This window comes from Tumebacillus permanentifrigoris (assembly GCF_003148565.1).
Lineage (GTDB): Bacteria > Bacillota > Bacilli > Tumebacillales > Tumebacillaceae > Tumebacillus > Tumebacillus permanentifrigoris.
Genome location: NZ_QGGL01000008.1, coordinates 114,383 through 140,207, shown reverse-complemented (window position 1 = coordinate 140,207; position 25,825 = coordinate 114,383). Strand labels below are relative to the sequence as shown.

Sequence of the window (25,825 nt, the reverse complement as noted above, 5' to 3'; positions counted from 1 at the left end):
CAGTGGTACGAAGCGCAGATAGTAGAAAAAAAGCGCTCGTGTAGCCGAGCGCTTTTTTTGGTTGGAGGTGATCTCCACGTATGATGTTAGGCAGTGCTGGTTTGCAGGCAGGTGTTGAGCGCGACCTCCAAGCTTTCGCAGGTGACCGTGTGTACACGCCCTTCCTTTTGCGTCCAGACGGTGAAGCCATGTGGACTCTGGCTCTTGCGCGATGCCGCACTCCACTCGCCGCGCGTGATCAGTCGCACCTTCAACTCCGGGCCCGGCTGCAGCGAGGGGATGTCGAACAACTTGATCAAGGCATCCTCCTGAATCAGATGATCCCCCTTGGGGTCGATGGCGACGACACCGTCGTCCGTCCAGACCAAAAAGTCGGGGCAAAAATTCTGATGAGCACCGAACTCGACCAGCGGAATCATATACCCGCCCTTGGAAGGATTGCGCATCCAGTCATACCCGAGATCGTCGAGTGCGTCTGCCACCGCTTTTTCAAAGGAGTTGAGATCGTCGTATCCCTCATGCAGGGCATTTTTGAACGTGTATAGCTGGCTTGCATCGACGGTGACCTCGCCCACGCGCAGCGGAGCCGCTACGTTTTGCAGGATCGTGACACGCTGGTAATAGGCAGTTACGATCTTGTTTGCGATCTCCAGCAGATAATGCTCGGCCACACTCTCGGAACCTACTTTGGCATCCAATCGAGCGTCGACAGGACACAGCGCTTCAAGCGCTTTGGAATACTTGCGAAGTTCTCGCTTTAACAACCACCCGGCGCGCACCTTGCGACTGGGACCTCCGTCCACCCAAACCCATGTCTCCCCTGCGCCGGAACCGATCCGCTGTTGCTTTTTGATCCGCTTGCTCTTGCCTTCTGTGTTCACCACGTCATTTCGGTAATCGTTCAGGGTTCCCATGATGCGCTGAATTTCTTGTTGGGCCTGCTCTTGATTGCGACCCAGTACGGGGAGGAACCGTAGTTTTTTCGGTGCCAATGATCTGCGGTTCGCTCGCTGTGTACGGTCTTGGAGGATCTTCAACTCCACATCCGGCAGTTCGACAGCCAGTTCCGCGCTCACCTCCTCGATCACCGTCCGCATCACTTGCTTGTCATCTGCGCGCAGGAAAAGTTGGGCGGTCGTGAGCGCCGCTTCTGGTGGATGTGTCGCGCCCGGTTGACGCAGCACACGCCCGAGCACTTGGGTGATCTGGTCCTTGGAACCCATGCATTTGTCAAAATAGGCAAAGTAGCAGTCCGGGTCGTCCCAACCCTCTTGCAGGGAGAGATTGAAGATGATGTGGCGATACGCACCGCTCGTGAAAGCTTCATAGTCTGCATCCCCACCCGAAAACAGGTGGAAGTCCGGGGGCGGCGGGGCGCTTTTCGAGAACTTGAGGTTGCAATACACCGCGATATCATGCGGATGAATTCCACAGTTCTCGACCAGATGCCGCCAGATCAAGATCGGGCGGGCAAGTCGATCTGCGAAGGGCTTGCTGATGTCATCCTGTTTGCCATCGTCTGTGAGATTGGTGTTGCAGACGTAGATGGCCTTCGGTCGAAGTCGCACACGCTTGCCGATCTCCTCGACCTTGCGCAGTTCGGCAACCATTTCTGTCACCGCCACCTCCATCGGCTCCAAGTACCCGCCGAGCAGGACAGACCGTTTCACCAATCCCGCCTCCACCACATCAGAACTGCGCACGGAGGTGACCAAGTGTTCCTGTGTCCAACCCAGATCCAATTTCAACCGATCCATCGTATATTTCAACGCCTCTGGGACTCGAAAAGTAGCGCTGGCGACGAGCAAGGCATGCGGTTGGAGTTCGAACAGCAGCTCGGTCTGTTGGTTGGAGAGGTTGTGCCCTTCATCGTACACGACGATCAGCGGACGGCGAGTTCCTGCCGCGTTGGTTCGTCGCTTCAGCAGCTCCCATAGGGAATGGTCCGCTTGGTCGAGGTTCGCTTGGAAGACTTTGCGCTCGCCCGCTTCCTTGTCTTTGTGATTGAATTTCCCCACAGTCGCCATCAGTAACAAACCGCGCTCTTGCTCCTCGATGTCCTCCTGCTTGCAATCGAGGAGCGGCTTGCAGGTAAAGCCCCGCACCAGATCCGCGTACTTGCCCGATTCAAAGTTGCAGTAGGTCTGCCAGACCACCGCTTTCGACTTGGAAATCCAGAGCATGATCGGGGATTCGTCCGCAGGGAAGCCGAGCCGGATACGCTCGATCACATCGGCCAAGATCGGGGTCTTGCCAGCCCCGGTGATCGCGGAGAGACCTTGGTAAAAAGGGACCAAGGTGGTCTGGTCCCTTTTGTACAAAGGAGCTTTAAAATAATGCAGGCAGCGTGTGGCCATCTGTTCGGCTGCCTGCATCTGAAAGGGTTTCAGTTCCATCTAGACCTCCCCATCCTCGTTGAAATACGAATCCTGCGCTTCTTCGAACCCCATCTGTTGCAGGATGGCGTCCGGCACTTTGTAAAACTCCACGTTGTCCGCTCGCACCGACTCAAACCGTGCGAATACATGCAACGGCTGTGCTGGATCGCCCAGTTCGGCGCGCAGAGCCTTGTGGACACTGACATCCAGATTGGCGATGTGCCCGTCCTCCCCTGTGATCAGGAAGTACCCCTTGCCCTGCGGATCTCGAGCGAAGAGATAGCGATGCGTCCCGTCCTCAACGGGGATCAAATCGGTGGAGGACGCCAGAATCACGCCGATCAACTCGTCACGGGACATCGCAAGCACAGCCTCCGCATCCACGACAGGTCCTAATTCTAGATAGCGAAAACCACCGCGCAACGGAGGGGCACCCTGCACCAGTTTGCCGTCTGCATCGGGACGTTCGCCCGTGATCGCGCGTCTGATCCGCTCCCGTGTCAAACTGCGCGCATAAAAATCCCCGCTGTCAGGGTTGCCTTGCTCGATCAGCACAAAGCGGCGGTCGGCGCCTGCTTCAGCGTTCAATTCCAGCACCGCGTGGGCGGTCGTGCCTGAACCTGCGTAGGGGTCAAGCACGATTCCGCCCTTCGGTGGACACCACAGATGGATCAGTTTCTTGATCAATTTAAGCGGTTTGACTGTCTGGAAGTGATGGCCTTTGCCAAGGATCGCGTCCAATTCGTTGATCCCCGTCTGGCTATGTCCCGACTCCTCATGACCCCACGATTGCGTGCCAAGCACGAGCGGCTCCTCGTAGTCCTCATCCGCCCAATAAGTCGTGGTGATTTTGCCTTGTTTCACTTGATTTAGGTAGCGTTTGAGTGCGGGTCGTCCTTGACCATTGGCAGAAAAGTACAGCATCGGCCAGACCTGTTCCTCACGCACTTGCTCGGCACGAGATCGCGCCTCAACGATCGCAGGATGAACGCAGACCGCATCGCTCTGCACAACCGGCTGGTTGTCCAAGTTGATGTCCGCAGGGATCGCAGGGGTCACCGCTGCGCACAACACCAAGGCCTTAGCCCGCCCGTCACCGAGGTCGCGTTCCTCATACGAGCTGCCCCATGCTTGCAACCAAGCCTTCATTTTCTTTTTGGGATGTGACCAAGCTCGTGCTCCCGGGTAGTGCAATGCGCCGGTAAAAGGCGACTGGATCGCATAGCGATCTCGGGGTGTCGGCGTCGCCACCGTCGGGTCGCCGTTGGACTTCCACGCGCCCGCTGGATCGTGATCTGGATTTTTGTACTTGGCGTTCATCGCACGGCTGCGCGACAAGACATCGGTGCGGGCACGTTCCTTGTCCCGCGCGTAGACCAGCACATATTCGGTCGCCGTGGAGACATGCTTGCTGTCGTTTTTCGGGGAGTAGGACTTTTGCCAGTTGATGATGGCGATCCGGTTTTGACTGCCGAACACCTCGTTGAGGAGCATGCCGAGGTGGAACAGTTCATTTTCATCGATGCAGATCGCGAGCACCCCGTTGGGCTTGAGCATGTTCCGCATCAGATGCAGCCGCACCGTGATCGCACTCAGCCATTTCGTGTGCCGCGATCCGTCGTCCTTGGCGACCAACCGCCCTGGACTCAGATCGTTCGGGTCCACGGCCCACTTGTCGTTGTAGCGAAAAAACTGCCCCGTGTTGTACGGCGGGTCGGTGACGATCAGGTCGATTTTGCCGCGATAATTGTACAAGGACGTCATCGCTTGCAAGTTCTCCCCTTCGACGAGGAGATGGTTCGCCTGTTCCTCCACCGCACCGAAACACAAGTCGCGCACCAACATCGGCACGCGCGGGCGCACCCTGCGCTGGTTGTGTTGCAAGCTCCACTTCCCATGATATTGCAGCACGATGCCGCCTGATTTCTTCAACTGTGTATAAAAATCGCGTAGCTCCGCTTCCGTGATCTGCTCCGGGGACCTAAATGTCATCGCTGCCTCACCTTCCGTTCTGGTACTGGATTGTCTAGTATGAATTTTACCTAAGTTACACGATTGCGTAAAGTAGTTTCTCCCTTTGCACAACAACAGAAATCAGCAAAAAAAAGCACCAGAGCGCCACACGGCGGTCTGATGCTTTTTTCGACTAGACTCGTTGTTCCTCTAATTTGCGGAGCAGAACCTTGGAGACCTCCTGGGCGAGATCGTCCCACGTGCGAAAGAACTCGGCGCGGAAGTGGCCGAACTTTTTCAAAGGCTCAAACAGCTCATCCTCGATATCCTCCAGCCAGACGGTGATGACGTTGCTATCGCGGTGCTTGAATTGTTCATATTCGAACATCGTCCATTCGCGTCTGCGGTATTCATGTGACAGCAGGGCCACGACGAATTGCGATTCCTGACGATAGACCGGCCCGATGTAGGCGGCGACGTCCTCGCCAAGCAGATAGTGCTGTTCGTTTCGGTCATAGAAAACGGATACTTCCGCTTGATCCAAGCGCTCAAAAATCAAACTCGCGACTTCCCGATCACTGCCTGAGAAGGACAGTGCGAAGTCGTACTTGTTGTTGAATTGCACCTTTTGGAATCCAGCTTGCTTCCAGACGCTGTCCCAGTCGAGATGCTGCAAGTACCAATGGTACTTGGGGTCTTCGATCCGCATCGTTCGCGACATCGCATCATATTGGATCAACCCTTGAAACTGCGCACTGCTTCCGCTCTGCAAAAACTCCTGCAACAAGGGCTTGTCCACGATCCGGCGCAGCGAGGTCGCTTCCGCGTGCGCGTTGATAACCTCATCCAACGACAGCGAACCCGTCGGCGATTCGGCGACCAGCTTCAAGAGATGAAAGTAAGGGGCACGACTGATGCGGCGGAAGGACGGTCCCTTGACGAACTCACGCGTGATGTCCCCGTACAGCGTAGACAGTCCCGTACACACCCGCTGAATGGCTTGCGGGATGCGAACTTCGACGTCGGTGCGCACTTGGCAGCGCGCCGCCACTTGATTCTTGATACACGCATCTTGAACCAGCAGGCTGGCCAATTGTGGGTGTCCGGCCGCCGCCTGTGCCAGTTCGCTTTTTTGTGCGATGTTGATCTGGAGGGCTTCCTCGCCTTTTTCAATCTGTTGGAGGATCAGCGCCTCAGAGCGCGTTCCAAAGGACAGTCGGTCAATGCGACCGCGCACAGCCGTCGGGATGCGCAACAAGGATCGACCCGCCGTCGGAATTCCGCACAGTACCCATTTGTCAGCATCTGGCCCATAGGTGACGGAGCGCAACACCGCCTCGTTCACACGTTGTTGTAACGCGCTGGGCAGACGGTTAAAATCATCGATACAATACACGCGACCACACTGTATCGGCTCAAGCTCCACCTCGTGGAGCAAGGATTCAAGGCGGACATGATCCTGACGGTTGATCCCGCTAAACCACTCCACACGTTCTCCCCAACCTAACTCCTCAAACGCCCAGACCAAGCTGGATGTCTTGCCAAGCCCAGACGACCCCTCCACGAGCAAACTACGCCCAGCTGTGCGCAGAGAGAGGCAGAGTCTCCGATGGATCGTGGAGACGACAAACGTATGGGCTGGATATCCATGACTGGGAAATACCTCTTCCAAAAAAAGCATGTCCATTGTTTCACCCCTCATCCTCAACTGCTCATGGCAGTCGATTGTTGAACCACGGCCCCGCTCTCGTCTTGTCTAGCAAAAATCATGCGGAACACGAGGAAACTGATCACTCCGAACAAAATCAACATCGCTCCGATGCTCCACGTCGGGCTTACAGACGCCACCGACACGGAGAGCGAGCCGATCATCATCGAACCTCGGAACGTCACACTGTTGACCGCCAAGTAGGAACTGCGGCGGTCAGCAGGGACGAGGTTGGCCATCAAGGATTGACGAACCGGCACGTAGACCAGTTCTCCCAGCGTCCCCAGCACCATAAAGCCGATGAGCACCCACGCCGACTGCACCATCGCAAGCACTCCGAAGCCAACCGCATAGACCAACAGCCCGACTTGGAGCAGCACCCGCTCACGAATTTGCTTGGTCAGACGCCCGACCAACGCCATCAGCAGGAGCACTGTAAGCGTGTTCACCATCATGAGAATCCCAAACATCGCCACCCCATCGACTGTGAACGACCACGTGGCCCATCCGAACAGCGCTTGCGTGCCGAACACTTCCTTGAGATGCACAGCCAGCACGTTGCGCATCGAAAACTCAATCGACATATCCAGTACCGTGGCGATCAAAAACAAGAGAAACACTCGATCCAGCAACACGATGCGGTAATTCGCCCACAAGTCCTGCCAGACGCTCGGACGCCGTGCAACCGCTTGTCTAACAGCCGGCACCATCGTCTCACGGATGAAGACGAGCAAGATCAGCAACGACAGCACCGAGGAGACGGCGAGACCGGATAGCAGCGCGAAGCGATGCGTCTGGAACCAGAACCCGCCCACCAAGCTCCCCACCAAGATCGCGATGTTCATCGACCAATAATCCAATCCGTAGATCAGTCGACGATCCTCTGGTGTGCTGGCATCGATCAACATCGCTTGCCCTGCTGGACGCAACAGACCGGACATCAAGGTACTGATCGTCATCATGCCAAACGTCAACACCGACGAATCCAGCCACGGTGAGTTCGCGAACACCATGACGAGAAACGCGAGCAGACGACCACTCTCCGCGTAGGTCATCATTCGTTTGCGTCCAAAGCGGTCCGCGATAAACCCACCGTAAAAGCCAACGAGTAGGCTCAAGAAGATATTCAAGGACAACAGCAGACCCGCGAGGCCGGCCCCGAATTGATCGGCAAGGTAGATCACCATGAATGGCCAGATCATATTGCCGACGATGTTGCCAAGCAACTGATCGACCATCCGCCACTTGACGGTGGGGTGCAACTGCCAAAACTGTTTCATCGTGTTCCTGCCTGCCTTCCGCTTGCTTCATGAAGCAATCTATTCTCGAATTGTGTTGCCACCAAGTGGACCCCTGCTTGCGATTCCACGAGCTGTCTATATGATGTAGGCGAGAGGAACGAGAGACCGACCTGCTGCGGCATCCCGTTCTTCGGTATCGACTGGGCGACGGTCATGATCCAGATCTCACATTCACATGTTGAGTAAATAAATCACCAGCACTGTATCTCATTTATTCACCTCGGTTTCTGATTTTTTTTAATATTGTACCACATATTTTAAGAAATACCTCATCAAAAATCAGAACATACAAAAAAAGGTGAGCCGCGTTACGCGCGACTCCCCTTTTTTCGCTTGCCTATCGCTCTCGATCGTTCAATTTCGCAATCGACTCAGCCCGATCATAGCTGCACACCAAAATCGACAAGAAGAGAAAAACCCCCAACAAGAGACTTGAGATCACTGTTGTCAGCCTCATTTCTGACCGTGATGGTGTTTCCCTTGAGGGTATGATGCACTGCCATTTCACTAGAACAAAAAAGACAGCCCTCGTCGGCTGTCTTATTCCAAAAAGCTCGTCATCGCGCTAGATTGCGGCTCGGGAATCTGCGGTTGGGCCGGGTTTTGTTGCAGCCCCAGACGGTTGTTCAACTGCTGGTTGATCGAGGTCATCTTGGTGGTGTAGTCCTTGCAGCTTTCGATGATCTGGCGGTTGGAACGCTCCGACATGTCCAGCGCACTCATCAGATCCCCGATCGCTTGGTTGACTGCGTCGAGCGACATCGCCGGTTTGCTCATCAATTCGGTCGTGCGCTCCGTGGTGGTTTTCAACAGGCGCGCGTTTTCCTTGAATTGGTCTTCCAACGTCTTGTTGGTGGCGTTGACGGCGTTGATCACTTTCTCTTGATCCCCGATCGCCATCGCGATCATCGCGGATACGGTGATCAAGTTCGCGGTCTTGTCGATCGCATTGTTCACCGAGTCGATCAGTTTGTCGTTGTTGTCATTGATGATATCGGTCGCGGCAATCGCTTGGTTGTAGAGCATGATCATCTCCGTCATCGATTGAATCCGCGAGACGACCTTGCGATGCCCGCGCTCCAAGTGCGAACGACGATTTTCATTCTCCGGCTTGTTGATCTCGACATCGAATAACTCGCTGAGCTTCATCCCAAACGCGATCTTGGTCTGCAGGTTGTAGATCTCCTCCATCGAGGTGCGTTTGAGTTGTCGCATGTAGGCGATGTTCTCCTGCAACGTGTCTTTGCCGTCGCGCAGGCCGTTCAGGATGGCGTTGATGTTCGTTTTGACAGTCTGGTACTTGTACACGTAGTTTTTGAACGGGCTTTTGCGCAGGAGCTTCCCGAAGATCCCGACGTTTTTGCTGTTTTGCAAGTCTTCGCACTCATCGCGAAGTTTGAGGATCATGTTCGACACATCGGCTCGCTTGCCAGACATTAAGTCGTTGACCGGCCTGTCCAACATCTGGAGCGTCTGCCCGGCTTTTTCCTGGGTCTTGATCCCGAGGTTGCCGATCTCATCCATCAACGTGTCCAACGCCAGCGTGTCGGTGGTCGACACTTTTTGGATCAATTGCGAGGCTTCGTGTACGACTTTTTGCTCATCTTCTTTGCGTAGTTGGAGTGGTTGTGCAGTCATCGGAACTCCTCCTTAGTAACCTTCTGTGTCGTTGTAACGACGATGGATCAGATCAGCCTTGGTCTGCAATTCGAGCAGGTCTTTGTGCTCGACCCGCTCGAGGATCGTGGTCAGCTTCGAGTTGATGTCCTTCAACCCATTCAACAACGTCCGGCGGTTCTTGCTCTTGTTCTCCCCGCTGAGTCGCAAAAAGGGAGTGATGAATCCATTGAGGTCTTTGAGCACCAAGCGACGAACCGTATGATTGAGATCCCCATTGTTCAGCTCTTGCAGGAGCGGAACCACATGTTGTATCCGAGAGAACAAGGCCAGCGAACGATCGACGATCTCATCATCCAAATTGCTTTTCTGTCCTTCGGAGATCACCATGTCTTCGAGGACGCTTAAGTATTCCATGACAGGTGCGAACTCCGGGTCGATGACCGTATCCATCGGTTGCGGGGCTAGAGGCGGTACAGGAGCCGCCGACGGGGTCGGTGCCGCAGGTTGAGGGTCTGGCACGCTCTCTTGAATGTTGGGCGCTGCGAGCGCACGCTTTTGTAAAACTGTGCCCACTGCCATCCCGATAAACGGAATCAGCAGAGAATAGACTTCCGGAAGAAACGGACTCGTCACCAATGCGATGAGATACCCGGAAGCAGTACCGAGTAGTACTTTTTTCTTGATCAAGGGTTCGTCATCTCCTTCATCAGCATCGGCTGCTCGATATGACTGGCGAGTATGTTGTAGTGAGGCGTTTGTACAGGCACGTCCATCCCCAGCGCGCTTTTCACGGCGAGATACGGGAAGTTGACGCCTGACAAGCAGGAGACATGCAGTCCACCCGACATCCGCGGGTTGATCTCCAACAGCTTGGGCACCCCATGGTTGTACTTGACCTGAATATTAAAATTATACGGGATGCGATAGGTTTCAGCTACCCTTTGGGCGATTGCAAGTAACTCCGGCACAGGGTCGAGCAACCGCAAACGCCCGCCTGCTTTGCGACGCGGTACAGCCGCCAGCAGTTCTCCGTTCGAATTTGCTAAACTATCGATGCTGTACTCATATCCCTCGAGTAGCTCCATCACCATCATATCATCAAATCGCTCGACGCTGGAGAGCAGCCGTACAACTTCCTCGTAGGACACATACCGATTGATCGCGCCAAACAAGTCTTGGAGGCGATCCCGGTTGTTGTCAATCACGCGAAAGCCCATACCCCCTTCGGAATTGGTCGGTTTGAGGCAGACTTTATGGCCTTTTTCCACAAGTTTCGCGTAGGCGGATTGGAACTGTTCGACCGTGTTGACCACGTAGTAGTCTGGCATTTCCATGATGCCCGTTTCGAGCACCGATTCGTAGAATTCATGCTTGTCCATCAGCTTTTTGAGCAAGGGAACGTCCTGACAGACGATGACTTGAGTACCGATCGATTCGAAGCGTTGCACCTGTGCAGCGATCGGGAGCATTTTTAACCGTGGGATGAAGACGTCGATGGAGTTGCGCTGACAGAACTCCAAGCAAAACTCCACATAGTCTGCGTCAGGCAACGCCGGTTCGACTTCAGCGTGGTCACACGCCTGCAACGACATATGCCGGGGGTCTGGATGCGTTCCGTACATCGTGAATTTCATGCCGTCCTCGTTGTTGCGAATCAAGTTCGTGTAATGATACGCCACCGAAAACCAGCGATTGAGCCAAACGTTCGTCATCGTTGTCCCGCCTCTCTCTGCGCCAATAGCTTCACGGCCTGTTGCACGATCTCCACCGCTGCCAAAATCCCGGAACCCTCTGTAAATGCATACGGGGAGTCATTCTGACGCGACTGATGTTCCCGATACAACTCGCCATGGCGTGGGGCGAGAGCAGTATGCGCGAGGTCGAGCATACAGCGATCCAGCAGGGAGTCGCCAGAGGCGAGCAGGACGGTGCGCCCCTCACGCTCTTGGATGTGTACGAGGGCGGCCTGCTTGTTGATCACATTCGGCACGAGATAGACCTTGCGCCCTTGGACCGAAGTCTCCCAGCCCATGCCAGACAGTCGGTCCGCCAAGTCGAGCACCGCCGCGAGCGGCATCGCTTCGCGCTTGATGACGATGGCGAAAAAAAGTTCGTCACAAAAGCGCTCCCCGATCACCCAGTCTGGGCTGGCGATCTCGTGGAAAAGTCGCAGGACCTCCGCGCTCGGCGCACAGGTCTGCTCCTTTTTGCGGTGCATCTCCTGTGCCCACTGCTGATCGGGTACTCCGTCGATCAGCAGATTGCCACCGTTGCTGGTGATCGCATACTTGGGCCGAATCTCATCTTGAAAGAGATGGATGCGCTGGTACTGCGCAATCGTTCGCGTCGTCACCGGGATGAACATCAATTGGTCGGCAACTTCGCGCAGCAAGGCGAGTGCCGCGATCGCCATGTAGGACAGCACCTTGCCATCCTTGAGTTCGGCGGGCACGATGTCCGAATCCGCGTGCCCGGTCCCCATCGAACGTGCCGAGTAGATCAAGGTCTGGTCCAAATCGCTGGCAAAAATCATGGAGTATCCCCTTTCAACGGCTTGATCAACCCACAGCAGGAATACGTAAGCCCAGGGAAGACTTCCACCGGAACTTGACGGTCAGCAGCCAGCAGCAGGATGTGGTGTAAGTTCGGGTTGTCCATCCGATCCACGAGGATCTTCCAAGGTACTCTACGTAGCAAAACGCGTGTGGTTTCACCTACACCCGGTTTTACGAGATTGATGTCGGCAATTCCGAAGTGTTGCTGGATCTGTTGGATGTCCTGCAAGCCTTGCCAATTCGGGGGGACTAGCGCTTGTGCTTGGCGTTCGGCGCGCTTTTTCGCCTCGTCAGCAACGTGCGGGAAGTGCTGAGCAATCGTCTCGATGAACAGGTTGGAGACGTCCTCCGACAGCCATTCCTCGTAATACTTAGCACCATGAAAATCATCCGGCCCGATCAGATCCGAGCGCAAAATCGTCCGGCTCATCAGCCCGGAAACGGTCGAATTCAAGCACGCGCTTGGAATGAGGAAATCCTCGCGAGTTCCGTAAGTATCCGAACAACAGCCCGGATCGGCGAGCACGGCGAGATCATCGCTCAACGACACCCCATAGGCGCTGGCAAACTCCGCACAGGCTTCGATCAATACCTTGCGGATCGCGCCCTTGCCTGTCCAGCCATCGACGAACTGGAGTTGTCCGTTGGGATGGTTTTGTAACATGTAGCGCAAGGCATTCACATCGATGCCCTTGCCGCGAATGATCGAGATGCTATAGTGCGGCACTGTGATTCCGTACACGTGCGCAAGATACCGCTTGATCAAGATCCCGATCGGAGTGCCGGCACGCGCCAGTGAGACCAAGACGACCTCTGGCCCGCGCTTTTGCAGAATCAACTCCGCGACGATCCCGGTCGCCAGCGCGACTTTTTCAGCGGAGAATTTCAACGTCTCATGGAACAGTTGCAAGTACGCAGGCGTCGGCTGGTATTCCACCGGCAACATCTCTGAGTAATGCACCCCGCTCTGAATCGCTTCCTCGCGCTCCTCCAGCGCTTTCTCCAACTGCACGTGCTGCAGATTTTTCAGCAAAAACACCACATCCTCCGGCGCGTAACTCCCCATGCGTTCCGGCGGCAGGATCGGTTTCCCATACACCGTTGCAAAAAACACCATGTACACACGCGGGACCCCGATGTTTTGGAGCACTTCGACCAAGGAAGCCAGCCGTTCTGGTGGCATAGAACGTTCGAAAAATACGAAAACATCCGCATACGGTTGCAAGGTTGTGTTGTAGAGGAAATTCAGGATGGCAGGATCATCAGGACTTTGGAAGGAATGGGCATCGCGAATGGCATAGGGAGGCTGTTCATGCGGGTGAATCGGGCTCCGGGTCGTCGATTGGTAGTAGACATCCTCGCCCATCTCCGCCGCGATGCGCATCGGGAGGTACATGAACTCACCTGTCCCCAGACACAGCGTGTTTCCGCCGCTGCGCTTGGCGCGAAGCAGTTCCGCTACGTGCGTAATCTGGGCACTCAGTGCTGGATTCTCTGCCGACTGGATGCCAAATCTCCCGGTGCTCTGGAGGTAGGGTGCTGGATTGAGCACTCCAGCACTATCCTGAGAGGTGCGTTGCACCGTTGCAAAATGATTCGTGAGATCGAGAACTTCAAGTTGAGTCGCCAGCGATGTGTTCGGGAGGCCCGCTTGTACGTCGAGCACAGGACCCCCCTCCACTTCCAATTCACCCTTGATCAAGGAGAGGGTTTTGATCTTGATGCCCAACTCTTGCTCCACATCGGCAAATCGCTGTTGATCTTCTTGAGTTCTCCAATCCAATAAAGAGGCGACATAGTATATCGGTCGTGGATGCTGGATATGCATGTCGCGGATGATGTTGAGCGCTGTTTTTCCCGTCGTGATCTCGTCATCGACCAACACGATCGTCTCGTCACCAGACACCGGATAGTCCGCATAGCAACGGTGTGCCATCGCGTGCGAATGCTCCTCCTCAAAATTCACGTAGGACTCGAAGTCCACGAGCAGCTCGCGGGTGGTGTGAACGTACTGAGCCCCTGCTTCGAAAACTTCATACATGCTGTGCCCTAACGCAGTGGCCGTCTCTGCAAAGCCGATGAACGTAACAGGACGCGGCAAGGTCAACTTGGCCGCCATCAACTGCTCATACGCAGACTTGGCCTGACGAGCATCGACCAGCCCTGCGATCACCTGTGCAAACAGCGGAGATTGCACCCCGTTCACTTCCTGATCGAACAGCAGAGCCAACGCCGCCCCGCTGAGCAAGGAAACATGAGCGGGCACCGGAATGTGTTTGCCTAATACCTTGCTGACAAAAAGAAACGCACGTTTTTTGTTCATCCGTGCTGCCATCGAGAACAGCGTGTCCAGCGGGAGTTGGAACGGGTTGTTCGTCACTGTCACGTGGATCTGGAGATCCCCGAGGATCTTATACGTATGCCTGACTTGGTTCTGGTTGATATGAGTGAATGTGTTGGTTTTCATGTAACACCCCGAATACGTTTGCTTTGGTGAGAATTCGTCTCGCCCAGTTCATGTGCGGCTTGAATTCGTTCATTTTGTTGGCATATTCACTTTTCACCACGCCGCCTGAGAGTCCGTTTCTCGGTTCCAAGATCCCGCGGGCATCTACAAATTCCTCGTAGGTCACAGCCGAGAGCGACTGCACGATCTTGATCTGGCTAGGATGGATGACGGTCTTGCCGACGATCCCATTTTCCTTGTCGAGCAGGACTTCGCGGATCAGTCCATAGTCTGCCAAGCTGTGCGGATGTACCCCATATTGTCGAGCGATCCTGATAATCCGGTCATCGAGACGATCTGTGCAGGGCGTGTGATGGGAGAAATATTCCCACACTGGGCCAGAAATCACAAAATGATCCTCAACCCGCCCCATGACATTGAGGATGTCTGCGATGCAACTTCGAATGGTGAGGATGTCGTAGATCGTATGATCGACGCTGCGACGAACCCCGAATAGGCTGGAAAAATCGGTAGCACCGATTCGCACAGTTAACACATACGCTCGGAAGTGCTGCAGGATTGCGCGAATGGCCATCAGCGTCTCGATGCGCTGTTCCGCATAGATGACTTCGGCGCTTTCCAGAATCGGTGAACCGTAGAGCACCGGCGCACGCTCTGCTTTGTGCAGATTGTAGTCATCGAGGCGGCGAAAATAGTCCCACCCGTTGTGCGGGGTGAACTTGGGGAAGAAAAAGCCCGTGATCCACATCACGTGTTCGCCCAAGCTCTCGATCATCCGTGTCACCTGCTCCGGGTTGCGCACACGGATAAAAAGCAAGGGTACATCGCTCGACGGCATGACGCCCTGCCGCACATAGCGGGCGATGCGATCGACTTGGTCGAAGAGCGTCGCTTCCGCCAGTTCGACTTCGTGATCGCCGATCGCATCCTCGAGGTCTAGCACCATCGAGACCAAGCCTTGGTGTTTTCGCTTCCAGATATCATCTGCGATCGTAGTACGTGTCGCAGGAGAATAGAGCGCGGCTCCCACGGCATAGGAGAGGATCTCCCGGGTGGAGGAATTGGTAAACGAAACAGGAGGCTTATAGAACCGCTCCAACTCTTCCGTTCGGGACAAGTAATCGAAGTATCGCACAGGCTGTCCTCCCTTGTTGACGGGCACATGATGATGAAAAAAATAATCCCTCGAAGAACAAGAGGGATTCACAATTGAGTCAATTAATGTTGAGAAGAACTGTCGGTCTCACTTTTTTTACGGTTCGCACTGTAGAGGATCGTTCCCAGGAACACAGCCACCAAGACGCTAAAGAACGCAACGTTCGGGACATGAATGCCGAAAACGGCGACCAACATCTTGGCTGCGATGATCGCAATCAAGAGAAAGGCTGCTTTTTCAAGTTCCGGGAACTTGTCCAGCAACTTCAGGAATACTTGTGCCACGCCGCGCATCATGAGGACGCCCAAGATACCGCCGAGGAACAAGACCCAAACTTCATTGCTGATCCCAAACGCGGCGACCACGCTGTCGATACTGAAGGCGATGTCCATCAGTTCGACCATCAGGACCGTTCTCCAGAACGAGAACCCTTTGTTTTCCGTCTCTTCTTCCTCGCCACCGCCGAACAATCCTTTGTAGGCGATGTAGAAGAGATACAGAGCCCCCACGACTTTTACAGCGGTGAAGGAAACCAGATACGTCCCGAGACCAATCGCGAGGAATCGGAAGACATACGCGCCGAGAATCCCGTAGAACAGCGCTCGCTTTTGCTGATTTTTCGGCAAATGCTTGACCATGACGGCCAGCACCAGCGCATTGTCAGCAGACAGCAAGCCTTCGAGCAAGATCAAACTCGCGATGACACCCCAACTGACAGGATCGGAGAGCGTCGCGGTCACATCTGCCCACGAGAAGAAATGCCCGTAGTTTTCACCGGCACTTTGTATAAAGTTTGTGATCCAATCCATGCTCTGATATCCTCCAAAAGTTACTTATTTCGAACCTGCAACCCAGCGCAATCCCCAACCAAACGCTTTGTCGAGGTCACGGTGACCGGAATAGAACTGCACCAGCCGTTCGATGCTGAACGTTTCGTCGTTGACGTTGGTGAGCATGGCGATTGCACACATCGCTTTTTTGTTGTCATGCTCGTTCATCTGTACGACGATATCCGGGCCGCCCTCTTGTTTGAGTGTGACGACGCCGTCCGCTTCGGCCCAATTGGTTACGCCTTCGTAGATGAAGGTGAACACGAGGATTCGTTTGAACTCTCGCAGTCTGTTCCCATCGATGCGAATATTTTCACCCGTTTTGACAGTCCCCGTGCGATCATCGCCATCCAGCAAGATGTACGGTTCTTGTTTCAACGAGCCGAAATTCTTCCCAAGGGACTGAATCAGTCCTTTTTGACCGTTTTTCAATTCGTACAGGCACGCGAGGTCCAAATCCACGCCCGTTTTGCGACGGAACAGGCCGCCTCCGCCTTGCTTGTGGTTCCAGTTCAAGTTGACCAGAATTTCGCCAAGCTTGTCCGATTTTTTTTCGAGGTTGATCTTGTCGCCGCGCTTTTTCAGCTCGATCTTGGTGAGGTTGACGGCAGGTGTTGGTGCTGGCTTTGCAGGTGCAGGAGCAGGCGGTGCAGATACGGGTGCTGCTGGAGCTGGTGTAGGTTTCGGTTGTTCTGTTGCTTCTTCTTGGACATCAATACCGAAGTTTTCACAGAGGGAATTGAGCCCGTTGGAGAAGCCCGAACCGACAGCGTTCACTTTCCACTCGCCGTTGTGACGGTACAATTCTGCAACGACGACCGCGGTCTCCACGGTGAAGCGTTCGAGATCATAGCGGACGAGTTCTTGTCCTGTGGACTCGTTGTCGATCCGCAGATAGGTTTGTTGTACGGAACTGAAGCTTTGGCCGCGTTGCTCCCCTTCGTAGATCGTGAGGGTGAACGCGATTTTCGCCACATTTGCCGGGATCAAACTCAGGTTGATCTTGAATTGCTTGTGATCCCCACGGCTCTGACCTTCCAGATATGTGATGAAGGGGGTCGACGGATTGTTGTAGAAAATCAGGTCTTCATCCCGCGATACTTTACCGTCTGCCCCCAGCAGGAACGCCGAGGTGTCCAGTTCGATCTGCGGAGCTGCTTGCCATCCGAGCCCGACAAGCAAGTGGGTCAGCCCAGGATGCGGCTTGGTTACATCAGCACGCTGGCCTTTGATGATCGTAGTCGATGTCATATGTTATTCGGCATCCAATCCGTAGTTTTTGCAGAGTGCTTGCAACCCGCCTGTAAATCCGCTGGCGATCGCTTGGAACTTCCACTCTCCACTATGGCGATACAATTCGCAGACGACGACTGCCGTTTCGACGGAGAACTCTTCGCCCAGATCGAAGTGCAGCACTTCACGGCCTGTCAACTCATCCACGACGCGTACAAATGCATTCGAGACTTGTCCAAAGTTTTGCCCACGCGCGTTGGCATCATGGATCGTGACTGTGATTCCGATGCGATGGATGTACGCCGGAACCAGGCTGAGATCGACTTTGATCTGCTCGTCATCACCGTCGCCATCGCCCGTGCGGTTGTCTCCGGTGTGTTGGACAGAATCGTTGCCGCCCGACAAATTGTTATAAAACACAAAGTCCTGAATACCTCTAGCCTTACCATCTTCGTGCAACAAAAATGCAGAGGCATCCAAATCAAAGTCGTGCCCGCCGTTGTACCGGTTCGTATCCCAGCCCAATCCGATGATCGCTTTGGTCAGGCCCGGATTGGTTTTGGTCAGGTCAATTCGTTGTCCCTTGGAAAGACTGATGGTCATGGTTACCCCTCCCATTTCAAAAAAGGGTCGCTGTTAGCGCGACCCCTGTTGGTTTACCCAAGTTATGCGACGTCCAGACCGTAGTCGCGGCAAAGGCCAGCCAAGCCGTCACGGTAGCCGCTGCCGATCGCGTTGAATTTCCACTCGCCGTTGTGACGGTACAATTCACCGACGACAACTGCAGTTTCTACGGAGAAGTCTTCACCGAGATCGAAACGGATCAATTCTTCGTTGCTGGTTGCGTTCACGATGCGCACGTAGGCGTTGGAAACTTGTCCGAAGTTTTGTGCGCGAGTTTCTGCCTCATGAATCGTGATGCAGAATGCGATTTTTTCGGTGGAAGCCGGTACAGTCGACAGGTCGATGTTGATTTGCTCGTCGTCGCCTTCACCTTCGCCGGTTTTGTTATCGCCGGTATGTTCAACCGAACCGTTTTCATTCTTCGGGTTGTTGTAGAAGATGAAATCTTTGTCGGAGCCGACTTTACCAGATGCGTTTGCGCAGAAAATCGAAGCGTCGAGGTCAAAGTCCTTGCCGCCATCGTATTTGTTGGTGTCCCAGCCCAAGCCGACTACGACTTTGGTCAGACCCGGATTGGTTTTGGTCAGGTCAACTTTTTGACCTTTCGAAAGAGAGATCGCCATGTGAGAAAGTACCCCATTTCTATTGGTTTATCGGTAGTTTGCTGCCAAGTGATCGACGTGCACCGCGTGCGCGCTTTCTCCGATCGCGTTGAATTTCCACTCGCCGTTGTGACGATAGATTTCCGCGACAATCAGTGCTGTCTTGCCAGCGTAGTTGTCCGAGAGATTGAATCGCACCAATTCTACGTTGGTCGCTTTGTTCAGCACGCGAATGTAGGCCGATTGGACCATACCGAAATCCTGTTTTCTGGCTTCGGCTTGGTAGATATTCACGACCGTCAAAATGCTATGTACATCAGCTGGCACTTTGGTCAGATCGACAAAGATCTGCTCATCGTCGCCATCGCCATCACCTGTCAGGTTGTCCCCAGAGTGAACGACAGACTTGCAAGCGCTAGACTTGTTGTAGAAACAGACGAGGTTTTGATCCTTGACCAGTTTCCCATCTGCATTCAAGAGCAGGGCCGAAGCATCGCAGTCGATGTCGACTTTGTGCTTTTTGGAACCGAACAGACCTTTTTTGGTGACTTCAGCGGGGTCCCATCCCAAACCGATGGTCAGGTTCGTCAGACCCGCATTTGTCTTGGTCAAATCGATTTTTTGGCCTTTTACGAGATTGATCGCCATGTTGTCACCTCCTTTTGATGTGGATTCTCGGCTACAGGCTAAATTCGCCCGGATTCAGGCCCAAGACACCGCAAATCTCGCGGACGACCTTTTTTTCCTGTTCATCAAAATCACCGTCAGCAGCACCAATCGCCGAACAGACACCGATGATCACGCGACCGACATCTGGTTTGCCATTGAACTTGCCGATGATTTTCAGGGCTTCTTGCTTGCCGATCATCGCATCGAATTCGAAGTTGCTGACGAAGTGGTTGAAGCGGTTGATGACGGTGTTCATATCAAACACCTTCAGTTCCTCACTGCGCCCGATGTAACCCGCCATTTTTTGTTTCTCGGTGGCGTCGATCGTACCGTCTGCTGCTGCGACGAGCGCGCAACCAGCAACGACCGCGTCCATAAAGTCTTTATTTTTAAACTTTTTCACTTGCTCTGCGATGCCAGCCTTGGTGCTGTTCAGCCAGTTTGTGAAAGTGCTCATTTGAAAAACCTCCGTTCCAGTCTCTACCTTCTATGGTACTACATGATGTTCGACAAATATATACTTTTTTTCCCTCGTTCTTGTCAAATATATGTATTAATTTAGTCGTTGTCATAAGTATCGTCAAAAATGATAGGATTCATTCGTAGATGTGACAAAACAAAAGGAAGCATCAGCGGGCCGATTGGCCATCCGATGCTTCCTGTGTCATGTGGTGGAGGTGAGGGGAATCGAACCCCTGTCCGAAGACCTCGCTACATGAGCTTCTACGAGTGTAGTCGTCTCATTTGGTTGTCGTATCGGGGACGCGGAGCGACACGCTGCCCTTCAACCAGCTCGTTTTAATTTAATCGGAGGACCACGGGCGATTCCTCTGACGATCCCGACTCAGTGACGTTCAACCCGCTACGCGGGAGATAGAGAGCTGAACGGATTCACAGACTAAGCTGCGAACGCGAAAGAGTTGTTGCTGTTTTTGTTAGCGTTTAAATTAGGTCCGCGTTTTTTACGTGGCCTCGCAGCCCCACGACTCGCTACTACATGCTCGAACAATCCCCGTCGAATCCAAGAACACCCCCGCGATAGAAAGCGGTACACGTTTAGTATACCATAACTCACGGTGCGAAACGGTGGAACTTCCTAGTATCCATGGAAGCTTTGCCAAACAGTCATTCCGTTTAGTACTTTTGGCGATCTCGCAGTGCGCGATCGATGTCTCGCTGTGCGTCTTTTTTCGCGACATCCTGACGCTTGTCGTAGTTTTTCTTGCCCTTCGCCAAGCCGAGCAGAACTTTTGCAAAGCCGTTTTTCAGGTAGATTTTCAGCGGGACCAAGGCATAGCTCTTCTCCTTCATCTGACCAAACAGCTTGTCGATCTGCGTCCGATGCAACAAGAGTTTGCGTGTGCGCGTCGGGTCGACATTGAATCGATTCCCGTGTTCAAAGTGCGAGATATGACAGTTGATCAGCCACGCCTCTCCACTCTGAATGCGTACAAAGCTGTCTCTGAGGTTCGCCTTCCCCTGACGAATCGACTTGATCTCCGTTCCGGTGAGGACGATCCCCGCCTCGACTGTGTCTTCGATAAAATAGTCGTGGTTCGCTTTGCGATTCTGCGCCAGAACTTTCGGATCATCTGTTTTCGTCGCCATCAGGTGCCACCTCCTCTTGTTCCAAACATTGTAGCTTACAAGTCACCAACAGTCAAGAGCGGAAAAAAAGCCCGCTGGTTAGCGGGCATTTCTGCGCTTCTTGTTGCGTTTCGCCTTGGCGATCACTTGCTTCAAATCGCCAAGTTCCTTCGGCGTGCGGCCGCTGCTGTTGCCAGCCGTTGCACCCGTTGGCGCACCTGTAGTACCCTTTGGCGTGGTCGTCATGCCGCCTGTACCACCCGCTGCGTTCGGCTTGCGCTTGGTGGCCGCCGTTTCCGTCTCGCTGCGCTTTTTGCCAAAGGTTTGGCGCTTTTCTTTTTTCTGCTTGACCTTGACTTCGTTTTCCTTGTTGCGTCGACGCTCGTTGTCCTTAGTATTGCGCAGGAGTTGGAAGTCGATCGTGCGATCGAGCTTGTTCGCCCCCATGCACTTCACGCGGATCGGGTCACCGATGCGGTAGATCTTGCCGGTGCGCTCCCCGACGAGGCAGTATTGCTTCTCGTTGAAGTTGTAGTAGTCATCGTCCATATAGGAGACATGAATCATACCTTCAATCGAGTTTTCCAACTCAACGAACATCCCAAATGACGTCACGCCGCTGACGATCCCGTCGAACACTTCGCCGACTTTGTCCAGCATGAACTCGACTTTTTTGATATCGTCCGTTTCGCGTTCCGCGTCAACTGCTACGCGCTCACGCTCGGAGGTGTGACGACCGACTTCCGGCATGATCGCTTGCAGACGTTCCTGGCGCTCATCGCTGAGTTTGCCGTTCGCGTTGACCACATCGCGGATGATGCGATGGATCTGCAAGTCCGGGTACCGACGGATCGGCGAGGTGAAGTGCGAGTAGTAGGTCGCTGCCAGACCGAAGTGACCGAGCGGATCGAACGAATACTTCGCTTGCTTCAGGGAACGCAACAGCACGGTGTTGACAATCCGTTCCTCCGGTTGGCCCTTGACCCGCTCCAGCAGTTCCTGCAGGGCCTTCGGTTTCACGCTCTTGCCGTTGCCGATTTTGAGGTGGTAACCGAAGTTGTGCACGAACTCATTGAAGCCTTGGAGACGTTCAGAATCCGGCTCTTCGTGGATGCGGTACAGGAATGGAACTTGCAGGTTGTAGAAGTGTTCGGAGACCGTTTCATTGGCTGCGAGCATGAATTCCTCGATGATCATCTCGGCAATCGTGCGATCGCGCTTTTTGATGTCCTCGACTTTGCCGGTTTCGCGGTTCACGATGACCTTGGTTTCTTGGAAGTCGAAGTCGATCGCGCCACGGTCGAAGCGACGCTGCTTGAGCTTCATCGCCAGCACTTCCATGTCCTTGAACATCGGGATCAGCTTCTCGTAGCGGTTGACCAATTCTTCGTCCGCTTGGTCGGTTACCAGCTTGTAGACGTTGTCGTAGGTCATGCGCTCCGTGGTATTGATCACCGAGGTGAAGATGTCATGGCGCACGAGTTCCATCGACGGCCCGAACTCCATCTCGCAACTCATCGTCAGGCGATCGACTTGCGGGTTCAGCGAGCAGATCCCGTTGGAAAGTCGATGTGGAAGCATCGGGATAACGCGGTCGACCAAATAGACCGAGGTGCCGCGTTTGTACGCTTCCTGGTCGAGCGGAGAGCCTTCGGTCACATAGTAGGTGACATCGGCGATGTGGACGCCAAGCAACCAGTTGCCGTTGTCGAGCTTTTTGACATGCACCGCATCGTCCAAGTCTTTTGCGTCGGCGCCGTCAATCGTGACGATCACTTCGTCACGCAGATCGCGACGACCTACGAGATCGCGCTCGGTGATGGTGTCTGGAATGTCGTTAGCCGCTTCCAGCACTTCGTTATCGAACTCCTCTGGCAAGCCGTACTTGCGGATTACCGAGAGGATATCGACGCCCGGATCGTCCGGGTTGCCGAGGATCTCCAACACGCGACCTTGCGGATTGCGCCAACCTTCTGGATAGGCGATGATCTCGACGACGACCTTCTGCCCTTCCTTGATCCCGCCGAAGTCCTCCTCCGCGAGGAAGATGTCTTGGCCGAGACGCTTGTCATCCGGTGAGATGAACGCATACCGCTTGGTCATCGAGGTGACCGTCCCGACCACCGTCTTGGTGGCACGTTCGAGGATGCGGATGATCTCACCCTCTTGGCGCGGGCCGTTGCCTTTTTTGTTCACGCGAGCGACGACGCGGTCGCCATGCATGGCTCCGTTCATCTCTCCTGCGGAAACGAATACGTCTTTGTCCCATTTGACCGGGTCTTCTGGAATGACAAAGCCGAACCCCTTGGATTTGCCTTGCAGACGACCGACGACCAAGTTCATTTTTTCCGGAACTCCGTATGTTGCGCTGCGAGTCTGAACGACCTTGCCGTCCTCTTCCATGACGTTGAGCAGTTGGACAAGTGCATCGGTCTCGTCCTCAGACTGGAGATCGAAGTACCCGACCAGTTCCTCAGCATTCATCGGTTTATATTCAAGACCGCGCATCAATTCGAGGATTTGTTGTTCTGTCAGCACGCTGGTCCCCCCTTTTGCGTATTGCGACTAGTTTGCTCATGCATTGCGATTGCTAAACAAAAGGAGGCTAGTTACCATAATTTGCCCCTTGTCCCAAGTATACCACGCTCTACAATTTATGTATGCACCGGGGGGCTAGTTGGCTTCTTGGGCACGAATGAACTGCACCACTTCCTGCATGACTTGCTCCGCTTCACAGTCCACACAGATCATGTGGCGCGACTGCGGGTAGAGCTGGAGGTTTTTCACCCCGCTGCGGGCCGATTCGTAGATGTAGGTTGCACTGCGCGCTTCCACGAGGTCATCGAGTTCACCTTGCAGCACCAGCAGCGGCATCTCGATCTCCTCCATCAGCGGTTTGGCTGTTTGCACGAGCCGACGGAAGTGGACGAGCGAACGCATGGGCGTGCTTTTGACTTTGGCGAGGTAGCGCTGGACATCCTCATCGGAGCGCGGGCTGCTCGGGTGGTTGCGCATCGATTTCTGGATCGCTTCCGTGATTGTTCTGAACAGTTGCTTGGGATTGATCGTGTAGATCGGCGTGGAGAGCAACGACAGCGAACAGATGCGGTCGCGGTACTTGTTGGAGAGGTAGGTGGCGATCAGACCGCCCATCGAGAATCCGACGACGTGTACCTGCTGGTGTTGTTGCAAGAGCTTGACCAATTCCTTCTCCGCGCTGTGAATCCAATCCAGCCAGGAGACGCGTTCCAGTTCGAGTCGTGTTGCGCCGTGCCCAGCAAGCGTCGGGGTATGTACTTCATGTCCTGCAGCGCGCAACCGCTCGGCCAACTGCCCGAGATCGGTCGGTGCGCCGGTAAAGCCGTGGATTAACAGACAAACTCCCATCCTCGCGTCCCCCCTGTATCGGGAATATGAAAAAAGTACCGCTCCATACTAAGGTATGAGAACGGTACTCTAGTGTTTGCTTACACAGTGTGCGAGATCAACCAAGCGACCCACAAGGTGAGGCCGATGAACGATAAGGCAAGACCAGCTGTGATACGTGCCAGCACCGCGTCAAAACCGCGCGCTTTGCGTCCAATCATCTGTTCAGCGCCCCCGGAGATTGCACCGGACAGACCTGCGCTTTTACTCGACTGCAACAGGACGACCAAAATCAAGGCAATCGCCACGACGACCAGCAAAATTTTTGCAAACGTCAACATCTAACTAACTCACCTCCAAAGGTGCGGAAGAGCCACACATTTACCCCATCTATTGTAGCACAAGCCAATTTTTAAGACAAGAAAAACGACCAGATCCGCAGGTGCGGACCTGGTCGCTTTTTTGTAAAACTTACTTCTTGAAGTTGTAGAACGCCTCACGACCGCCGAACTTCGCGGTGTAGTCGAGTTGGTCTTCGATGCGCAGGAGTTGGTTGTACTTCGCGACGCGGTCGGTGCGCGACGGTGCGCCGGTTTTGATCTGGCCCGCGTTGGTTGCGACCGCGATGTCAGCGATCGTCACGTCCTCGGTCTCACCGGAACGGTGCGAGATGACGGCGGTGTAGCCGGCACGCTTCGCCATTTCAATCGCGTCGAAGGTTTCGGTCAGGGTGCCGATCTGGTTGACTTTGACGAGGATCGAGTTGCCGACGCCCTTCTCGATGCCGTCTGCCAGGCGGGTGGTGTTGGTGACGAACAGGTCATCGCCGACGAGTTGGACTTTTTCGCCGAGGCGCTCGGTCAGCAGTTTCCAGCCATCCCAGTCGTCTTCGGAGAGACCGTCCTCGATCGAGATGATCGGGTACTTGGAGACGAGGTCTTCGTACATGGCGACCATTTCAGCGGAGGTTTTCTTGATGCCTTCGCCTTCGAGGTCGTATTGACCGTCTTTGAACATTTCGGTCGCAGCGACGTCCAGTGCGAGCATGACGTCCTCGCCCGGCTTGTAGCCTGCTTTTTCAATCGCGGAGACGATCAGTTTCAGCGCGTCTTCGTTGGATGCGAGGTTCGGGGCAAAACCGCCTTCGTCGCCCACTGCGGTGTTCAAGCCTTGCGCCTTGAGTACCGATTTCAGGGAGTGGAAAATCTCTGCGCCCATGCGCAGCGCTTCACGGAAGGACTCAGCGCCGACCGGCATGACCATGAACTCTTGGAAGTCGACGGTGTTGTCCGCATGCTGACCGCCATTGAGGATGTTCATCATCGGGACCGGCAGGGTTTTCGCGTTGAAGCCGCCGAGGTAGGTGTAGAGCGGCAGACCGAGGTGGTTTGCCGATGCGTGTGCGACAGCCATCGAGATGCCGAGGATCGCGTTCGCGCCGAATTTGGCTTTGTTGTCCGTTCCGTCGAGTTCGATCATGAACTTGTCGATGCCGACTTGGTCGAGCGAGTCCATGCCGATGATTTCCGGCGCGAGGTGTTCGTTGACGTTCTCCATCGCTTTCAGAACGCCCTTGCCATTGTAGCGAGACTTGTCGTTGTCACGAAGTTCTACGGCTTCGTAAGCACCGGTGGAAGCGCCGGACGGAACGATCGCACGGCCGATGGTGCCGTCTTCGAGTTCTACTTCTACTTCGATGGTCGGGTTGCCACGGGAATCGAGCACTTCACGAGCGCGGATGTCATAAATGATGGACATTAGAAAAACACTCCTCAT

Annotated in this window: 21 protein-coding genes, 1 other RNA gene and 1 pseudogene; all 23 read right to left on the bottom strand. The window is 54.4% G+C overall.

Annotated features, from left to right (window positions below; genetic code table 11):
• Positions 1-86: 86 nt before the first annotated feature.
• The 23 genes and pseudogenes from C7459_RS10760 to eno all read right to left on the bottom strand — a co-directional run bounded on the left by C7459_RS10760 (position 87) and on the right by eno (position 25,807).
• Positions 87-2,396 carry a DEAD/DEAH box helicase family protein gene (locus C7459_RS10760; protein ID WP_109689099.1) on the bottom strand — a complete coding sequence of 770 codons (2,310 nt, stop codon included), beginning with the start codon at positions 2,394-2,396 and terminating at the stop codon, positions 87-89.
• Positions 2,397-4,370 (bottom strand): site-specific DNA-methyltransferase, encoded by a 1,974-nt coding sequence (locus C7459_RS10755; RefSeq protein ID WP_109689097.1) that lies wholly within the window; start codon positions 4,368-4,370, stop codon positions 2,397-2,399.
• A gap of 154 nt (positions 4,371-4,524) precedes the next feature.
• A complete protein-coding gene (locus C7459_RS10750) occupies positions 4,525-6,018 on the bottom strand; it encodes a TIR domain-containing protein (RefSeq protein WP_170119412.1) in 1,494 nt (497 codons plus the stop codon).
• A 17-nt stretch (positions 6,019-6,035) separates the two neighbouring features.
• Complete coding sequence (locus C7459_RS10745) at positions 6,036-7,319, bottom strand: MFS transporter (protein WP_109689093.1); 1,284 nt, start codon at positions 7,317-7,319, stop codon at positions 6,036-6,038.
• A gap of 561 nt (positions 7,320-7,880) precedes the next feature.
• Entirely contained in the window at positions 7,881-8,978 is a 1,098-nt protein-coding gene (locus C7459_RS10740; protein WP_109689091.1) for a toxic anion resistance protein, read from the bottom strand.
• 12 nt (positions 8,979-8,990) lie between these two features.
• A complete protein-coding gene (locus C7459_RS10735; protein WP_109689234.1) occupies positions 8,991-9,644 on the bottom strand; it encodes a hypothetical protein in 654 nt (217 codons plus the stop codon).
• The gene (locus C7459_RS10730) at positions 9,644-10,672 is read right to left on the bottom strand and encodes an ATP-grasp domain-containing protein (protein WP_109689089.1); all 1,029 of its coding nucleotides are present in this window, start codon (positions 10,670-10,672) and stop codon (positions 9,644-9,646) included. The genes C7459_RS10735 and C7459_RS10730 overlap by 1 nt, the downstream gene beginning before the upstream one ends.
• Positions 10,669-11,493 (bottom strand): HAD family hydrolase, encoded by an 825-nt coding sequence (locus C7459_RS10725; RefSeq protein ID WP_109689087.1) that lies wholly within the window; start codon positions 11,491-11,493, stop codon positions 10,669-10,671. Before C7459_RS10725 ends, C7459_RS10730 begins: the two co-directional genes overlap by 4 nt.
• Entirely contained in the window at positions 11,490-12,632 is a 1,143-nt protein-coding gene (locus tag C7459_RS23660; protein ID WP_211320380.1) for a cysteine protease StiP family protein, read from the bottom strand. The genes C7459_RS10725 and C7459_RS23660 overlap by 4 nt, the downstream gene beginning before the upstream one ends.
• A 39-nt stretch (positions 12,633-12,671) precedes the next feature.
• Positions 12,672-13,850 (bottom strand): annotated as a pseudogene (locus tag C7459_RS23655) (phosphoribosyltransferase family protein); the annotation flags it as partial.
• Positions 13,851-13,926: 76 nt separating this feature from the next.
• A complete protein-coding gene (locus tag C7459_RS10715) occupies positions 13,927-15,117 on the bottom strand; it encodes an HpcH/HpaI aldolase/citrate lyase family protein (protein ID WP_109689083.1) in 1,191 nt (396 codons plus the stop codon).
• 83 nt (positions 15,118-15,200) lie between these two features.
• The gene (locus tag C7459_RS10710; protein WP_109689082.1) at positions 15,201-15,947 is read right to left on the bottom strand and encodes a TerC family protein; all 747 of its coding nucleotides are present in this window, start codon (positions 15,945-15,947) and stop codon (positions 15,201-15,203) included.
• A gap of 24 nt (positions 15,948-15,971) precedes the next feature.
• Positions 15,972-17,219, bottom strand: a complete 1,248-nt coding sequence (locus C7459_RS10705; RefSeq protein WP_109689080.1) for a TerD family protein — start codon at positions 17,217-17,219, stop codon at positions 15,972-15,974.
• 3 nt (positions 17,220-17,222) lie between these two features.
• Positions 17,223-17,804, bottom strand: a complete 582-nt coding sequence (locus C7459_RS10700) for a TerD family protein (RefSeq protein WP_109689078.1) — start codon at positions 17,802-17,804, stop codon at positions 17,223-17,225.
• 62 nt (positions 17,805-17,866) lie between these two features.
• A complete protein-coding gene (locus C7459_RS10695) occupies positions 17,867-18,448 on the bottom strand; it encodes a TerD family protein (RefSeq protein WP_109689076.1) in 582 nt (193 codons plus the stop codon).
• Between the two features lie 27 nt (positions 18,449-18,475).
• The gene (locus C7459_RS10690) at positions 18,476-19,075 is read right to left on the bottom strand and encodes a TerD family protein (RefSeq protein WP_109689074.1); all 600 of its coding nucleotides are present in this window, start codon (positions 19,073-19,075) and stop codon (positions 18,476-18,478) included.
• A 31-nt stretch (positions 19,076-19,106) separates the two neighbouring features.
• Positions 19,107-19,553, bottom strand: a complete 447-nt coding sequence (locus tag C7459_RS10685) for a tellurite resistance TerB family protein (protein WP_109689072.1) — start codon at positions 19,551-19,553, stop codon at positions 19,107-19,109.
• A gap of 212 nt (positions 19,554-19,765) precedes the next feature.
• Positions 19,766-20,131: a transfer-messenger RNA gene (gene ssrA, locus C7459_RS10680) on the bottom strand.
• A gap of 99 nt (positions 20,132-20,230) precedes the next feature.
• On the bottom strand, positions 20,231-20,704 hold the full coding sequence (gene smpB / locus C7459_RS10675) for an SsrA-binding protein SmpB (protein ID WP_109689070.1): 474 nt from the start codon (positions 20,702-20,704) through the stop codon (positions 20,231-20,233).
• A gap of 78 nt (positions 20,705-20,782) precedes the next feature.
• Positions 20,783-23,221, bottom strand: a complete 2,439-nt coding sequence (gene rnr / locus C7459_RS10670; RefSeq protein ID WP_109689068.1) for a ribonuclease R — start codon at positions 23,219-23,221, stop codon at positions 20,783-20,785.
• 135 nt (positions 23,222-23,356) lie between these two features.
• Positions 23,357-24,070 carry an alpha/beta hydrolase gene (locus tag C7459_RS10665; protein ID WP_109689066.1) on the bottom strand — a complete coding sequence of 238 codons (714 nt, stop codon included), beginning with the start codon at positions 24,068-24,070 and terminating at the stop codon, positions 23,357-23,359.
• An 80-nt stretch (positions 24,071-24,150) separates the two neighbouring features.
• Positions 24,151-24,390 (bottom strand): preprotein translocase subunit SecG, encoded by a 240-nt coding sequence (secG, locus tag C7459_RS10660; protein WP_109689064.1) that lies wholly within the window; start codon positions 24,388-24,390, stop codon positions 24,151-24,153.
• A 130-nt stretch (positions 24,391-24,520) separates the two neighbouring features.
• Positions 24,521-25,807, bottom strand: coding sequence for a phosphopyruvate hydratase (gene eno / locus C7459_RS10655; RefSeq protein WP_109689062.1), 1,287 nt, complete (start codon positions 25,805-25,807; stop codon positions 24,521-24,523).
• Positions 25,808-25,825: the final 18 nt, after the last annotated feature.

Bases quoted from the DNA above. Each gene is read 5' to 3' on its own strand.
- C7459_RS10690 (WP_109689074.1), bottom strand. From the start codon at position 19,075: ATGGCGATCAATCTCGTAAAAGGCCAAAAAATCGATTTGACCAAGACA.
- C7459_RS10740 (WP_109689091.1), bottom strand. From the start codon at position 8,978: ATGACTGCACAACCACTCCAACTACGCAAAGAAGATGAGCAAAAAGTC.
- C7459_RS10760 (WP_109689099.1), bottom strand. From the start codon at position 2,396: ATGGAACTGAAACCCTTTCAGATGCAGGCAGCCGAACAGATGGCCACA.
- C7459_RS10750 (WP_170119412.1), bottom strand. From the start codon at position 6,018: ATGGACATGCTTTTTTTGGAAGAGGTATTTCCCAGTCATGGATATCCA.
- C7459_RS10725 (WP_109689087.1), bottom strand. From the start codon at position 11,493: ATGATTTTTGCCAGCGATTTGGACCAGACCTTGATCTACTCGGCACGT.
- C7459_RS23660 (WP_211320380.1), bottom strand. From the start codon at position 12,632: ATGGTGTTTTTTGCAACGGTGTATGGGAAACCGATCCTGCCGCCGGAA.
- C7459_RS10755 (WP_109689097.1), bottom strand. From the start codon at position 4,370: ATGACATTTAGGTCCCCGGAGCAGATCACGGAAGCGGAGCTACGCGAT.
- C7459_RS10700 (WP_109689078.1), bottom strand. From the start codon at position 17,804: ATGACCATCAGTCTTTCCAAGGGACAACGAATTGACCTGACCAAAACC.
- C7459_RS10685 (WP_109689072.1), bottom strand. From the start codon at position 19,553: ATGAGCACTTTCACAAACTGGCTGAACAGCACCAAGGCTGGCATCGCA.
- eno (WP_109689062.1), bottom strand. From the start codon at position 25,807: ATGTCCATCATTTATGACATCCGCGCTCGTGAAGTGCTCGATTCCCGT.
- C7459_RS10665 (WP_109689066.1), bottom strand. From the start codon at position 24,070: ATGGGAGTTTGTCTGTTAATCCACGGCTTTACCGGCGCACCGACCGAT.
- C7459_RS10710 (WP_109689082.1), bottom strand. From the start codon at position 15,947: ATGGATTGGATCACAAACTTTATACAAAGTGCCGGTGAAAACTACGGG.
- C7459_RS10745 (WP_109689093.1), bottom strand. From the start codon at position 7,319: ATGAAACAGTTTTGGCAGTTGCACCCCACCGTCAAGTGGCGGATGGTC.
- secG (WP_109689064.1), bottom strand. From the start codon at position 24,390: ATGTTGACGTTTGCAAAAATTTTGCTGGTCGTCGTGGCGATTGCCTTG.
- C7459_RS10730 (WP_109689089.1), bottom strand. From the start codon at position 10,672: ATGACGAACGTTTGGCTCAATCGCTGGTTTTCGGTGGCGTATCATTAC.
- smpB (WP_109689070.1), bottom strand. From the start codon at position 20,704: ATGGCGACGAAAACAGATGATCCGAAAGTTCTGGCGCAGAATCGCAAA.
- C7459_RS10705 (WP_109689080.1), bottom strand. From the start codon at position 17,219: ATGACATCGACTACGATCATCAAAGGCCAGCGTGCTGATGTAACCAAG.
- C7459_RS10695 (WP_109689076.1), bottom strand. From the start codon at position 18,448: ATGGCGATCTCTCTTTCGAAAGGTCAAAAAGTTGACCTGACCAAAACC.